Source organism: Holdemanella porci (genome assembly GCF_019052655.1).
Classification (GTDB): Bacteria; Bacillota_I; Bacilli_A; order Erysipelotrichales; family Erysipelotrichaceae; genus Holdemanella; species Holdemanella hominis.
This window is the reverse complement of the sequence record NZ_JAHQVB010000001.1, coordinates 20,831-35,107: the sequence shown is the minus strand read 5'-3', so window position 1 is coordinate 35,107 and position 14,277 is coordinate 20,831. Positions and strand designations below refer to the sequence as shown.

At 35.2% G+C, this 14,277-nt stretch carries 15 protein-coding genes; 10 read left to right on the top strand and 5 right to left on the bottom strand.

The features are described 5' to 3' along the window. The first annotated feature begins 10 nt into the window (after window positions 1–10). From KTQ83_RS00185 to KTQ83_RS00170, 4 genes are all read left to right on the top strand, one after another. The gene (locus tag KTQ83_RS00185) at window positions 11–847 is read left to right on the top strand and encodes a 3-hydroxyacyl-CoA dehydrogenase family protein (RefSeq protein WP_117923893.1); all 837 of its coding nucleotides are present in this window, start codon (window positions 11–13) and stop codon (window positions 845–847) included. A gap of 63 nt (window positions 848–910) precedes the next feature. Beyond that, window positions 911–1,690: an enoyl-CoA hydratase-related protein gene (locus KTQ83_RS00180; protein ID WP_117923895.1), complete on the top strand. Its 780-nt coding sequence runs from the start codon at window positions 911–913 to the stop codon at window positions 1,688–1,690. Between the two features lie 21 nt (window positions 1,691–1,711). After that, window positions 1,712–3,262, top strand: a complete 1,551-nt coding sequence (locus KTQ83_RS00175; RefSeq protein WP_217255765.1) for an acyl CoA:acetate/3-ketoacid CoA transferase — start codon at window positions 1,712–1,714, stop codon at window positions 3,260–3,262. A gap of 62 nt (window positions 3,263–3,324) precedes the next feature. Further along, window positions 3,325–4,359, top strand: a complete 1,035-nt coding sequence (locus KTQ83_RS00170; RefSeq protein WP_217255764.1) for a threonine aldolase family protein — start codon at window positions 3,325–3,327, stop codon at window positions 4,357–4,359. A 2-nt stretch (window positions 4,360–4,361) separates the two neighbouring features. Here KTQ83_RS00170 and KTQ83_RS00165 read toward each other — a convergent pair whose 3' ends face one another. Genes KTQ83_RS00165 through KTQ83_RS00145 form a run of 5 tightly spaced genes read right to left on the bottom strand, consistent with a single transcriptional unit; the run spans window position 4,362 to window position 8,654 of the window. Then, window positions 4,362–5,435, bottom strand: a complete 1,074-nt coding sequence (locus KTQ83_RS00165; RefSeq protein WP_217255763.1) for a metallophosphoesterase — start codon at window positions 5,433–5,435, stop codon at window positions 4,362–4,364. After that, on the bottom strand, window positions 5,432–6,187 hold the full coding sequence (locus tag KTQ83_RS00160; protein WP_217255762.1) for an alpha/beta hydrolase: 756 nt from the start codon (window positions 6,185–6,187) through the stop codon (window positions 5,432–5,434). Before KTQ83_RS00160 ends, KTQ83_RS00165 begins: the two co-directional genes overlap by 4 nt. After that, a complete protein-coding gene (locus KTQ83_RS00155; RefSeq protein ID WP_217255761.1) occupies window positions 6,184–7,380 on the bottom strand; it encodes an ATP-grasp domain-containing protein in 1,197 nt (398 codons plus the stop codon). The genes KTQ83_RS00160 and KTQ83_RS00155 overlap by 4 nt, the downstream gene beginning before the upstream one ends. A 4-nt stretch (window positions 7,381–7,384) precedes the next feature. Beyond that, on the bottom strand, window positions 7,385–7,897 hold the full coding sequence (locus tag KTQ83_RS00150; RefSeq protein WP_217255760.1) for an NUDIX hydrolase: 513 nt from the start codon (window positions 7,895–7,897) through the stop codon (window positions 7,385–7,387). Between the two features lie 52 nt (window positions 7,898–7,949). Then, on the bottom strand, window positions 7,950–8,654 hold the full coding sequence (locus KTQ83_RS00145; protein ID WP_117926339.1) for an N-acetylmuramoyl-L-alanine amidase family protein: 705 nt from the start codon (window positions 8,652–8,654) through the stop codon (window positions 7,950–7,952). A gap of 90 nt (window positions 8,655–8,744) precedes the next feature. Here KTQ83_RS00145 and KTQ83_RS00140 point away from each other — a divergent pair, with 90 nt between their 5' ends. The 6 genes from KTQ83_RS00140 to KTQ83_RS00115 are packed head-to-tail and all read left to right on the top strand — an operon-like array spanning window position 8,745 to window position 14,204. After that, a complete protein-coding gene (locus tag KTQ83_RS00140; RefSeq protein ID WP_186998413.1) occupies window positions 8,745–9,476 on the top strand; it encodes a segregation and condensation protein A in 732 nt (243 codons plus the stop codon). 1 nt (window position 9,477) lies between these two features. Continuing rightward, the gene (gene scpB, locus KTQ83_RS00135; protein ID WP_117926341.1) at window positions 9,478–10,023 is read left to right on the top strand and encodes an SMC-Scp complex subunit ScpB; all 546 of its coding nucleotides are present in this window, start codon (window positions 9,478–9,480) and stop codon (window positions 10,021–10,023) included. Window positions 10,024–10,026: 3 nt separating this feature from the next. Then, window positions 10,027–10,755: a pseudouridine synthase gene (locus KTQ83_RS00130; RefSeq protein WP_117926343.1), complete on the top strand. Its 729-nt coding sequence runs from the start codon at window positions 10,027–10,029 to the stop codon at window positions 10,753–10,755. After that, a complete protein-coding gene (locus KTQ83_RS00125; RefSeq protein ID WP_186998412.1) occupies window positions 10,755–11,474 on the top strand; it encodes an RsmE family RNA methyltransferase in 720 nt (239 codons plus the stop codon). The genes KTQ83_RS00130 and KTQ83_RS00125 overlap by 1 nt, the downstream gene beginning before the upstream one ends. Window positions 11,475–11,481: 7 nt before the next feature. After that, on the top strand, window positions 11,482–12,771 hold the full coding sequence (gene mtaB, locus KTQ83_RS00120) for a tRNA (N(6)-L-threonylcarbamoyladenosine(37)-C(2))-methylthiotransferase MtaB (RefSeq protein WP_244975703.1): 1,290 nt from the start codon (window positions 11,482–11,484) through the stop codon (window positions 12,769–12,771). Continuing rightward, complete coding sequence (locus KTQ83_RS00115; RefSeq protein WP_217255758.1) at window positions 12,762–14,204, top strand: UDP-N-acetylmuramoyl-L-alanyl-D-glutamate--2,6-diaminopimelate ligase; 1,443 nt, start codon at window positions 12,762–12,764, stop codon at window positions 14,202–14,204. The genes mtaB and KTQ83_RS00115 overlap by 10 nt, the downstream gene beginning before the upstream one ends. Window positions 14,205–14,277 lie beyond the last annotated feature (73 nt).

The following is a 14,277-nucleotide window of genomic DNA, read 5'->3' as shown; positions in this document are numbered from 1 at the left end:
CATATTTAAAATGAAAAATGTAGGTGTTATTGGTGCTGGAACAATGGGGCAAGGTATTGCCAATGCATTTGCTACAGCTGGATACAATGTAACTGTGTGTGATATTAAAATCGAATGGGCACAAAATGGTATCAACAAAATTTGTGCTAAATTAGATAAATTAGTATCTCGTGAAAAAATGACTGCTGAAAAAGCAGAAGGTATCAAAGCTAACTTAACTGCTGGCGAATACAAAGACTTAGCTGACTGCGATTTAATCGTTGAAGCTGTTCTTGAAAAAATGGAAATCAAAAAAGACTTATTCAAGACTTTAGATGAAATCTGTAAAGAAGACTGCATTTTCGGAACAAACACTTCAAGTTTAAGTGTTACTGAAATTGCTAACGGAATCAAACACAACGTTATCGGTATGCACTTCTTTAACCCAGCTGATCGTATGAAATTAGTTGAAGTTATTTCTGGTGAAAACACTCCAGTTGAAACAAAAGAAGCTATCATCGAATGCTCTAAATCATTAGGAAAAACTCCAGTAGAAGTTGCTGAAGGACCTGGATTCGTAGTTAACCGTATCTTAATTCCAATGATCAATGAAGCTTGCTTCATTTACCAAGAAGGATTGGCAAGTGTTGAAGATATCGATACAGCTATGAAACTTGGAGCTAACCACCCAATGGGACCATTGGCTTTGGGTGACTTAATTGGATTGGATATTGTTTTAGATGTAATGGAAGTATTATATACTGAAACAGGAGATCCAAAATATCGTCCATGTACATTATTAAAGAAAATGGTTCGTGCTGGAAAATTAGGTCAAAAAACTAAACAAGGATTCTACAGCTACAACTAGTGAAATAACTAAAGTGAAACACTCGTTGTTTCACTTTTTATTTAAATATAGAGGAGAACAATCATGGAAAACGTATTATTAGAAAAACAAGGTCACGTTTCAATTATCACAATTAATCGTGAAAAAGCATTAAACGCTTTATCAACAGCTGTATTAAACGACTTAGAAGAAGCTGTGAATACAGTAGAAGCAGATAAAGATACTTATTGTGTAGTTATCACTGGTGCTGGAAACAAATCATTCGTTGCTGGTGCAGATATTGCTGAAATGAAAGACAAAACTGTTGAAGAAGCTGCTGAATATGGAGCTTACGGAAACAAAATCTTCCGTCAAATTGAAACTTTACACTGCCCAGTAATTGCAGCAGTAAATGGTTTTGCATTAGGTGGTGGATGTGAATTAAGCATGGCTTGTGATATTCGTATTGCGGCTGAAAATGCTGTATTTGGACAACCAGAAGTAGGATTAGGTATTACTCCAGGTTTTGGTGGAACTCAACGTTTAGCTCGTTTAGTACCTGCTGGAATTGCTAAAGAAATGATCTTTACAGCTCGTAATATCAAAGCAGATAAAGCATTGGCTATTGGATTAGTAAATGCGGTCGTTCCTCAAGAAGAATTAATGGCAACTGCTTTAAAGATGGCTAATGGAATCTGCAAGAACGCTCCAATTGCTGTTGCTCAATCTAAAAAAGCAATCAACGCTGGACTTCAAACAGATATGGATTCAGCTATAGCTATCGAAGTAAAAGATTTCTCGGATTGCTTCGCAACAGAAGATCAAACTTACGGAATGGAATGCTTCGTAAACAAAGTAAAAGAAAAAGAATTTAAAAACAAATAATTATTTGAAAGGATGATTTAAATGTCAAAAGTAATGTCAGCCCAAGAAGCCATCAGTTTGATCAAAGATGGCGATAAAATTGGTGTTGGTGGATTTATTGGAATGGGTCACCCTCAAGAACTTAGTGTTGCCATTGAAAAGAGTTTCTTAGAAACTGGACACCCTAGAGATTTAACAGTTATGTTCTCTGCAGGTGTAGGAGATGGAACACCTGATCTTGGATTGAACCACATAGGTCACGAAGGATTGTTAAAAAGAATTATTGGTGGTCACTGGGGATTGATTCCTACTTTCCAAAAATTAGTTTTTGAGAATAAAGTAGAAGGATACAACTTACCACTAGGAACCATTAGTTTGATGTTCCGTGAAATTGCTGGACACCGTCCTGGCGTTATCACTAAAATAGGTTTGAAAACATTTATTGACCCACGTATAGAAGGTGCGAAAATGAATGAACGCACTAAAGAAGACTTAGTTGAATTAATCAATATGGATGGAGAAGAATGGTTACGTTATAAATCATTCCCATTGGATATTGCTTTAATTCGTGGTACATATGCCGATGAAGATGGAAACTGCTCAATGTGTAAAGAAGCAGCTACTCTTGATTCAATCAGTATTGCCCAAGCTGTTAAAAACAGTGGTGGTAAAGTTATTCTACAGGTAGAAAAACTCGTAGAACGCGGTTCATTAAAACCAATGGATGTTAAGATTCCTGGTATTTATGTTGATGCAATCGTGGTTGCAAATCCAGAAAATCACTGGCAAACTTACTCAGATCCATACAATCCATCATTCTGTGGTGAAATTCGTGTACCAGTTAATTCAATTGAACCAATGCCCTTAAATGCACGTAAAGTTGTTTGTCGTCGTGCTGCTATGGAATTGGATCCATCAGCTGTTATCAACTTGGGAATTGGTATGCCAGAAGGTATCGCAAATGTTGCCAATGAAGAAGGTTTACCAGGACTTAAGATGACTGTAGAAGCTGGAGGAATTGGTGGTGTTCCAATGAATGGAACTGCCTTCGGTGCATGTACAAATCCAGATGCAATCATTGACCAAACATATCAGTTTGACTTTTATGATGGTGGTGGATTAGACCAAGCTTTCTTAGGACTTGCTGAATGTGATCCAAAAGGTGATATCAACGTTTCTCGTTTTGGACCAAAAATTGCTGGATGTGGTGGATTTATTAATATTACCCAAACATCACCAGTTGTTGTTTATTGTGGAACATTCACAGCTAAAGGTTTAAAAGAAACAATTGGTAATGGTAAATTGACAATTGATCAAGAAGGTCAAATCAAAAAATTCAAGAACCATATTGAACAGGTTACTTTCTCAGCAGATTATGCGAATGAAACAGGTCAAAAAATCTTATATATCACTGAGCGTGCCGTATTTAAGTTAATTGATGGTAAATTAACATTGATCGAAATCGCTCCAGGTGTAGATTTACAAAAAGATGTATTAGATCAAATGGAATTTAAGCCATACATCGCTGAAGATTTGAAGTTGATGGATGCACGTCTATTTACGGATGAAATCATGGGTTTAAAAGAAGAATAAATTGAATAAACAGGTCAAATGACCTGTTTTTTGTGCTACAATGGTTTTGGGAGTTGATAAAGATGTTATTTTTTAGAAATGATTATGGCCAAGGATGTATTCCAGAAATCATGGAATATATGAATACTACCAATGGTCATTCTTTTACTGGATATGGTATGGATGCGATTTGTCAAAATGCCAAAGAAACCATTAAAAAACATATTCCAGACTACGATGTAGATATCCACTTTTTAGTTGGAGGAACGATTACTAACCAAACCATCATCAAAGCTTGCTTAAAACCATTTGAAGCCGTGATTGCCTGTGATACAGGACATATCGCCACCCATGAAACGGGTGCGATTGAAGCTGTAGGACATAAAGTAATTCAGGTAAATAATTATGCTGGAAAGATCAATCCTAGCGATATTCGTAAAGTATTTGATGCACACATGCTCTCATATGAACACATGGTTTATCCAAAAATGGTTTATATTTCCAATGCCACAGAATACGGAACGGTGTATACATTAGATGAATTAAAAAACATTCGTGCGGTTTGCGATGAATTAGGTCTATATTTAATGATGGATGGTGCAAGACTAGGTGTTGCCTTATCCACTGTAGATTATACTTTAAATGACCTGGCTAATATTTGTGATGTATTCTATATTGGCGGTACAAAAAATGGAGCTTTAATGGGAGAAGCTGTTGTCATCTCCAATCCTGAATTAAAGCCATATTTCCGTTTTGTGATGAAACAAAATGGAGCAATGCTTGCCAAAGGATGGCTTTTAGGTATTCAATTCTTAGGCTTATTTGAGCACGATGCTTTCTTTGGATATGCCAAGCAATCGGTTGTTTTAGCACAGAAAATTCAATCTAAACTACAAGAACTTGGCTATGCCTTATTCATGAAGAGTGATACAAACCAGATTTTTGTGAATGTATCAAAGGAACAATACCAATTCTTAAGTGAAAACATTGATTTTGAAATCTGGGAAAAATGCGATGATCACTATGTCATTCGATTCGTAACAAGTTGGCACACAAGTGAAGATGAAGTCAATGCATTGATCACATATTTAGAACAAGCAATCGAAAAAAAAGAATAGTATCATTCTAGGTTCGAACGATGGGTCCAGCCTAGTATACCATTCTTTTTGATTTGAACTTTATCTTGATAGGCGAATACCTCTTTGACGGTATCGCCTTTTTTTAATGGAATCTCATAATTTGTATAATCATACGCCTTCATGTCTTTTGTCACAAATTCATTTTCAACCCAGAATGTACGATTGTTGTAGGGACAATATACTTTTGATTGTATCGAATGTTGTTCAAGGATTTGAATATTACCATGATTAAAAGTAATAAAGAAGGGAATTTGTGTATGATATTTGACATCATGAATGACTTTTCTTTCTTGAAGAAAATCACATCGATCCATTTTTACGGTATTGTCTTCAAATATAAGGGCATTTAATTGACCGCCATATTTCACCATATTACCACCATCAATACTATAAATATTATGTTTTGCATCATAAATAGGATCAAAAGAGGCAATATGCGTACAATATTCGGTTACAGGCATATGGCCTACTACGACATTCTTTTTGAAAACTTCGTTTGTTTCTAAAAAGAAGGCATGGGTCATGACTTGTTTAAAATCGGTTCCATAATTTTCATTTGATTCAATGCCCGCATGCACATAAATATGGTCTTCATCTTCTAAAACATGAGGTAAATCATTTAAGAAACATAATTCTTTTAAATAGTGCTTTCTTAGAATCTGACAAACATTTGCCATATTACTATTATGTGTAATCTCAAAATTTAGATTTCTTGCCATTTCATGAATCAAACTTTCTTTACGAAAACCAAGCACATGTTTTAAAAAATCTAAGCGATACGAATAAAGAACATTCTTCGCAATAAAATCACAATTTCCCATGATACAATGTACATCTTCATTTTGTGCTTGGTGCATAATATAATGAAGGGTATCTAGATTTCTTTTTCCTTTTTCAATTAAATCTCCTAAAAGAATCAAACAATCTTCATTGGGCTTATAAGAAATTTGATCTAATAATTTTAAATATAAATCTAAATTTCCATGGATATCACTAATGACAATCTTACGTTTAGCTTTTGTTTCAAGCTTTTGAATCACTACACTTCGATTCATTGTACCAAGAAAGGAAGGAATGTATCACATTCTTTTTCCCAGTCTTCCTCACAATGTCTTCCTTCAGGAATTACATTGTACAAGACGTCGACTCCTTTTTTAGACAGGGCATTGCCAATTTCTGTACAAGCCTTTGTTTGCCAAACAAATTCATGCATCAAGCTTGTTTCATTTGAACCCCAAGATAGATAGATAGAAGTGTTCTTTTGAATATGACTTTGATGGATATCTTTCAGAATCGCATCCATACTTTCTAATACATAAGGAGAAATCACAATGGCCTTTGAATATACATTGGAATAGGCATAGGCTGCATATAAAGCCATTAAACCACCACAGCTGCTTCCACCAATAAATGTATTCTTTCTTGTTTTTTTGGTTCTATAGTGATCATCTATATAAGGTTTTAATTCATGTACGAAAAAATCCATCGTTTCTTCTCCTTGACCTTCAAAAGAGCCATATTCCGGATCATAGAAAGAGTAGGGAGCGTATTCCTTTAAGCGATTATTTCCAACATGGCTACATTCTTGTCCAACAACAATCATATCGATACCTAGCTTTTCTATATGTTGTTGAATATGAATAGCCTTGCCATAAGTGGCATATGCATCTAAAAAGATATTGTGTCCATCAAAGGCATATAAAACAGGATATTGTTTATTACTTGTATCATAGTCATCGGGTAAATAAATAAAGATTTTTCTTGTGTCATTAAGCTTTGTCATGAAAAGTTCTTTTTCAACGATCATAATCGATCCTTCCTTCTTAATGCACTCTTAAAGAATTCATCTCGCCTTGCAGGACTTGTAAATTTGGCAACAATTGCGACATCGCCCATCGCAGCCGCAAAAGCTTCAGGAAGATATAAGACTTCAATCATATCTTCTTTAAACATCTCTTCCACTTCTTTTACTGTAAAACGATATTTGATGGAGTTTCTTCTTCCTACAAAACCAGCCGAATATCTTCTAAGCTTTGAATAAGAAGCACTTTGTTTCAAGATGACTTCGGCCCATAAACGATAAACATCCAATTCTCCGGCATAATTCATTAAATCCGGACAGAATCCTCCTGGTGGTCTGAAATTCACTTCTAAACCAAAGACGCGTCCCTTTTCGCCTAAACCTTGCACATCATGATTCAATCGAAAGAATTCGCAATGGAAGAAGCGATTCTTGATTTTAAACGCATGGATTGTTCTTTGTACAATGTCACGATATTCATCACTGATCTCAAAAGTTGTATAACAACCAATACTTTGTTGGTAAAGCACAGAATCCATACAATTACCGACATATTCTAAACTATTTAAATAGCGAATATCCCCGTTTTCATCACAAATACCATCTAAGGTAAAGACATCTCCATCGATATATTGTTCTAGAATCATCACATGATCCTTTGTCTGCATATATACGGATTCTAATTGTTCAGCATTCATGATCTTGTAAGTCATGCTTGCACCTACACCATGATCGGGTTTCATGACTAATGGATAGCCTACTTGTTTGGCAAAATCTAAGCTATCTTTAAGTGTATGTAGTACTCTATAATCTGCCACCGGGACATTAGCTTCTTTATAATATTTTTTCATTTGTGACTTAGATTGAAGTTCTTCAATTCTTTCTAGAGAAAAACCTGTTTTCACATTGAAATCATCACGAAGACGTGCATCTAAATCCAACCAAGCCTCATTATTGGATTCAATCCAGTCAATCTTTCCATACTTAAATGTAAAATAACCACAAGCTTTGACCATTTCATCATAATCATGGAAACTTTTTACGACATAGATCTCGTCACAATATTCTTTTAATTCTTGTTTCAATTGATTGTAGGGTGTATCAACAATGGCTAAAACTTTAGCTCCATTTTCTTTTAAACCCCTGCAAAACATCCAGTAGCTTTCTGGATAGTTTGGTGAAATCACCACAAAATTCATAATCTTAATTCCTTTCTGCCATCATTTGACTGATCGCAATCACAGTCTTCCCGTCATCAATCTTTCCGTTTCTTGTATACTCAAAGGCAGTTTCTAAATCCAGCCACAAAGTATCAATTTCTTCATCTTCATCTAAGCTAAGTTTTATATCCGCTTTTTTTGGATTGATCGCTTTATAAATCCAGATTCTTTCATCGCAAAAGCCTGGAGTGGATACAAAACTTAATAATAATTCTAGCTTATCACAAGCCATACCCGTTTCTTCATTTAATTCACGAAGACCACATTCCATTGGATTTTCACCATATTCGAGTTTACCTGCCGGAATTTCTAATGTTTCTTTACCAATAGCTGGACGCTCTTGTCTTACAAGTAAGATCTTACCATCAATGATACAAATCACACCTACACCACCTGGATGACGGATGATGTCTCTTTTATAGGTTTTATTCTTGATTTCAACATCTTTTTGGACCAAATCAAAAATAATTCCTTTATATATTAATTTTTCTTCCATAAATTACCTCTTTTTCTTTTAATTATAGCACAAAAAAACACTCCGAAGAGTGTTAGTTGATTTGATCTAAAAAGCTTTCTGTGATCGCATTCGCAATCTTTTGTTGGAAGGTTTCATCCGTTAATTTTGTGTAGTCTTCACTATTGCTTAAATATCCAAGTTCTAATAGAATCGAAGGAATTTGACTATCATATAAGATAGGGAAGTTTTCATAATGATCCGAATCAATACCTTCAAATTGCGATAGGTTGATGGAATTCATGGTTTGGGCAAGTTTTTTGGCAAGCTGAATCATATTATCGTTAGGCTGCGTAAAAATGGAGTAGCCTTTGGATAGAGAATCCGAACTTGAATTCATTTGAATGGAAATCAAATACTTTGCCTTTTGCGAATTGATTGAAGTAATACGATCTTCTGTTGAAAGAGAAGAGTCATCACTTCTTGTATACACGACGTTATATCCTACCGAAGCTAGGCTGTCTCCAATCTTCTTGGCAATAATCAGGTTTAGATCTTTTTCACTCGTCTGTCCATCACTTGTATATCCTGCATCACTACCTCCATGACTTGCATCAATACAGATGACAGCTTTCGATTTGCAGCGCGAATTGTCAACTGTATCATTGGTAATAATTGTCGAATTGGTTTGTTCAGGAACATCGATTTTTGATTTTTCTTTAATTTGTTTATTTAAATTTGGCTGAATGACCATCGCTAAAAACAACGCAAAAACTAAAAAGAGAATGGCTCTACGCATGAAATACCTCCTGCCCAATTATTCTAACATTACTCGTTAGAGATGAAAAGCTTTTTAAAATTTGTTATAATGGCTAATATGGGTGATAGTATGGATTTTTTAATAACGTTAGATCAGTTCGAAGGTCCTTTGGATCTGATGCTGCATTTGATCAAAGAAAATAAATTGGATCTGTTTGACTTAGATATGAATGTTTTGGCAACACAATATATTGATTATATTCATGCCATGCAAAATATGCATCTAGAAGTAGCTAGCGAATATTTGTCAGAGTTGGCAAGTCTAATCGCATATAAGTCAAAGAAACTTCTGCCAAGAGAAACGGTTGAGGTAGAAGAAGAATATGAAGAAGATCAGCGTGATCAACTGGTCGCAAGATTATTGGAGTATCAAAGATATAAAGAAGTAAGTCTTGCCTTAAAGGAAGATTACGAACAAAGACAACTGCATTTTTCGCGTCCCGTTTCTAGTTTAGTGGAAGAATGGAAAGTACCTGTTGAAAGTGATACTTTAGAAACACAATCACCTTATGATTTAATGAAGGCAATGCGCCATTGTATTGTGCGTATGGAGCTTTTACAACCGTATGAAACAAAGATCACAATCAAAGAATTATCAATCGAAGAAAGAGCTGTACAAATCAAAGAGAGAATGAAACATCTTGAGGGGTCTATTTCATTTCAAGATCTATGTGCTGATTGTACAAGCTTACATATGGTGATTGTGACTTTTTTATCGATATTAGATTTAATACATGAAAAATGGATGACGTATTCCATTGATGAGACGCAGATGATTTGGGTCGCAAGAGAGGATTTATAGAATGGATAATGCGAAAGCAATATTAGAAGGTCTTTTATTCTTAAGTGGAGAAGAAGGCTTGACTATGGATCAGATGATGCATGGTCTACAAAATTTAGAAATGGATGATATACGTGTTTTGTTGGATGCGTTAAAAAAAGAATATTCGAGTTCTTCAAAAGGTATTGAACTTGTAGAATATGCGAATCGTTTTAAGTTTGTCACAAAAGAATTTGTATATCCTTATGGCAAACAATTATTTGAAGAATATAAACAACCCACTCTTTCGCAGGCTGCCATGGAAACTTTAGCTATTATAGCTTATAAACAACCGATTACGCGTGTTGAAATTGAAGAGATTCGTGGTGTAAATTGTGAAATGATGTTAAAGAAATTAGTGGCTCGTGGCTTGATTGAAGCGAAAGATCGTTTAGATGCGATTGGTAAGCCCTTATTATATCGTGTAACCGATGAATTCTTGGATGCTTTTCAATTGGAAGATCTAAAAGAATTGCCGGAACTACCTCAAACTAGAAACAATAGTGAAGAATTATTTGAAGGAGAATAGATAATGGAAAGACTACAAAAAGTAATTGCCCAAGCAGGTATTTGTTCAAGAAGAAAAGCCGAAGAATTGATTTTAGATGGTAAAGTTAAAGTCAATGGAAAAGTATGTGACGTTTTAGGTACAAAAGTATCCAATCAGGATAGTATAGAAGTCAATGGAAATATGATTTCGAAAGAAGAAAAAGTATACTATATCATGAATAAACCAAAAGGTTGCCTATGCACAAGTAGTGATGACAAGGGCAGAAAAACCGTATTGGATTACATGCCACAAAACCAAAGAATCTTCTCTGTAGGACGTTTGGATTATGATACGAGTGGTGTTTTATTACTTACAAATGATGGCCAATTCTGTAACCATATGATTCATCCTCGATATCACTTAGAAAAGACATATGTTGTTAATCTTCAAGGTATCTTAAGTGATGATGACATCAAACAATTACGAAGAGGATTAAAAACTAAGACAGAAAAGTATCAACCAGCAAAAGTATTTGTGCTTCAAAAAGATTTAACTCGTAATCGTACCCAATTCGAATTAACGATTTCAGAAGGAAAAAATCATCAGGTTAAAAATATGATGTTGGCATTAGGCCATGAAGTGCGTCGTTTGCACAGAGTGAAGTTTGCGTTCTTAGACGTAAAGGATTTAAGAGCCGGAGAATATCGTCGTCTAAAACCATATGAAATCAAACAATTGAATCGCTTAAGTATGGAAGGCGAACAAAAATAATGAAACAAGTTTATTTAGATCAAAATGTTTCGGTACAGGATGTAATTTGTTTAGATGTTAAACAAGCGCACCACATCTTTGATGTACTTCGTACGACATCAAAAGAAAAGATTCGTATTGTTACTAAAAATTCAGGGGTATTCTTTGGACATGTTGAAAATAAGCCTAATTTAGTGATTGATTCCATGGTGGATGTCTTTGAAGAAAATCAATCGATCACCTTATGTTGTGCTTTGATCAAACAAGATAAGTTCGAATGGATGCTTCAAAAAGCTTGTGAACTTGGAGTTCATAAAATCGTTCCTTTTGTATCGAAGAATACAGTGGTAAAACTGGATGAAAAAAAAGCTGAAAAGAAACTCATTCGTTGGAATGAAATCTTACTTGCAGCTACAAAACAGTGCAATCGAAATACGTTAGTGGAATTAGAGCCTGTGATTGCGTTAAAGGATCTATCAAATTATAAGAGTGAATGTAATTTAGTGGCCTATGAAAAGGAAAATGATCCTTCAAAACATATGGCCCATTATTTAAAAGACAATCCACAATCCATTACTGTATGTATTGGGCCTGAGGGTGGATTTGAAGAGAGTGAAATTCAAGTATTAAATGAATTTGGTTTTGACAATTGTTCTCTAGGTAAAAACATCTTACGTGCAGAAACGGCTGCTTGTTATGTGTTGACAGCTATTGAATACCAAAATCATGTGGAAGGATAAGGGGAAAATGAAATTTTCAATTATTACACTAGGCTGTAAAGTAAATACGTATGAGTCACAATACTATGCAGCTCAATTAGAAGAATTAGGATATGAACAAGTATCACCGGATCAAGCGTGTGATATTTGTATCATCAATACGTGTACTGTCACAAACACAGCCGCCAGCAAATCACGTCAAAAGATTCATTATGTCAAACGAATGAATCCAGATGCATTATGTGTTGTTGTGGGATGTTTTGTGCAGTTCGCAAGTGAAGATGAAAGAAAGGCTTTGGATGCTGATCTTGTGATTGGTGCTAAACAAAAAAATGAATTGGTGAATTTAATCCAAAAAGCATTGCAGGATCATGAAAAAATTGACGTTGTCAATGAGGTTACGCAATTTAAAGATTTTGAAGCTATGCCCGTACATTGTTTTGAATCGATGCATAGAGCTTTCTTAAAAGTACAAGATGGATGTAATCAATTCTGTTCCTATTGTGCGATTCCTTTTGCGCGTGGTAGAGAGCGTAGTTTAAATCATGAACAGGTGATTCAAATTGCTAAAGATTTATGTGATAAAGGACATACAGAAATTGTGTTAACTGGTATTCATACGGGGCGTTATGATGATGGAGAATACGATTTAGCTAAATTAATGAAAGCCTTATTAGAAAATACTCCAGATTCTGTGTATTATCGTATTTCAAGTATAGAAATTACGGAAGTCAGCGATGAATTGATTGCCTTAATGAAAGAGAATCCTCGTATGTGTCATCATTTGCATATTCCGGTACAATCGGCATGTAATGAAACGTTAAAACGTATGAATCGTCCATATACAATTGAGCAATTTAAAGAAAAAATCAACTATATTCGTTCTTGTATTCCGAATATTTCAATTTCAACGGATGTAATTGCAGGCTTTGTCCAGGAAAGTGATGAAGAATTTGAAACGACATATGAAAATCTAGCGGATCTAGAATTAAGCTTCTTCCATGTTTTCCCTTATAGTAAGCGTAATGGTACTAAGGCTAGTACTTTAAAGGGTGAAATCAATGGAAATGTCACAAAAGCTAGAGTGGCTCGTTTACTTGAACTTTCGAATGCTTGCAGAGAACGTGACATGAAGCGTTTTAATCATGTACAAGTCTTGATTGAAAGAAAACAAGATGGCTATTATACTGGTTATACAAGCCAATATCATTCTTGTAAGATATTGAGTGATACACCATTAAGTGGTAGAATCACTATCGAATGGGATCGTATTGAAGATGGTACGTACTATGGAAAGAAGGATGATGTATGCGATTAAGCAAACTATTTAAAAATGCACCGACAGTCAATATTACGGGTTTAAGTTTTGATTCAAGAACCGTTCGTCCGGGAAATATTTACTTCTGTTTACCAGGACTTACAAATGATGGCCACGATTTTATTGATTCTGCAATAAAAAATGGAGCTGTTTGTATTGTACATTCAAAAGAATTATTGAATATGGCACCTGGTGCTGTATATATTCGTGTAGAAGATGTCAATGATGCCATGAATAAAGTGGCTCGTATTTTCTATGCTCGTCCAAGTGATAAAATGAAGATGTATGGTGTAACGGGCACAAATGGAAAATCAACAATCACAAATATCATTCGTGATATTATCAACGACAAAACGCCATGTGGCTATATTGGTACGATTGCGATTAAATATGGTGATATTGAGTTGCAACCAAATTTGACTACGCCAGACGCATTGTTCTTGCAGTCTAAATTGGCAGATATGGTTCGCTGTGGAATGAAGGCTTGTGCTTTAGAAGTATCGAGTCATGGTTTGGCTCAACATCGTGTCGATGGTATTTCTTTTGATTGTGCGATTTTCACAAACCTTACATATGATCATTTGGATTTCCATGGCACAATGGAAAATTATTTTGAAGCGAAGTCTTTGTTGTTTAAAAACTTAGTCAAAGAAGATGGCGTATCCGTAATTAACAAGGATGATGAAAAATATGGAGCTTTAAAGGATTGTTCAAAAGCACGTGTTATTTCTTATGCGATAAATAGTGAAGCAGATTATCGTGCTATTAATATTAAGATGAGTTCACAAGGTACGCAATTTGACTTGGTATATTCAGGTCATATGTATCCGGTTAAGACAAATTTAGTGGGTAACTTTAATGTTTATAACTTATTAGCTGCCATTGCAGCGCTCAATGAAACAGGCTATGATTTAGAAAGAATTATTGAAAAATGTGCACATATTGCCCAAGTCGAAGGTCGTATGGAACGTATTGATTGTGGTCAGCCATACAACGTAATCGTTGATTTTGCACATACACCCGATGGTATGGAAAAAATGATGCAGTTTGGACGCAGTGTCACAATGCCAGGTCATCGTTTGATTGCGGTATTTGGATCAGCTGGTAAACGTGATGTACACAAGCGTAAAGTCTTTGGTGAACTTGCCGATAAATATTGTGACTATATCATAGTGACAGAAGACGATCCTCGTGATGAAGATCCTAAAGAAATTGCCGAACAAATCAAGTCAGGCATTCAAGATACACCACATGTGTTTGTACAAGATCGCTATGAAGCCATTAATCAGGCAATCAGCTCAGCCCAAGAAGGAGATACGGTATTGCTTCTTGGTAAGGGTGATGAAAGCTTTATCTATCGTGAAAATGGAAGAGCCCCTTGGGTTGGCGACAATGTAGCGGCTAAAGAGTGTATTAAGGCAAGTTTAGCTTAAAAAATCAAATTGTGCTTGCATTATATGAAATCTTTGATATAATGTTTTTGCTAATCTTGGGAAGGGAGGTTTG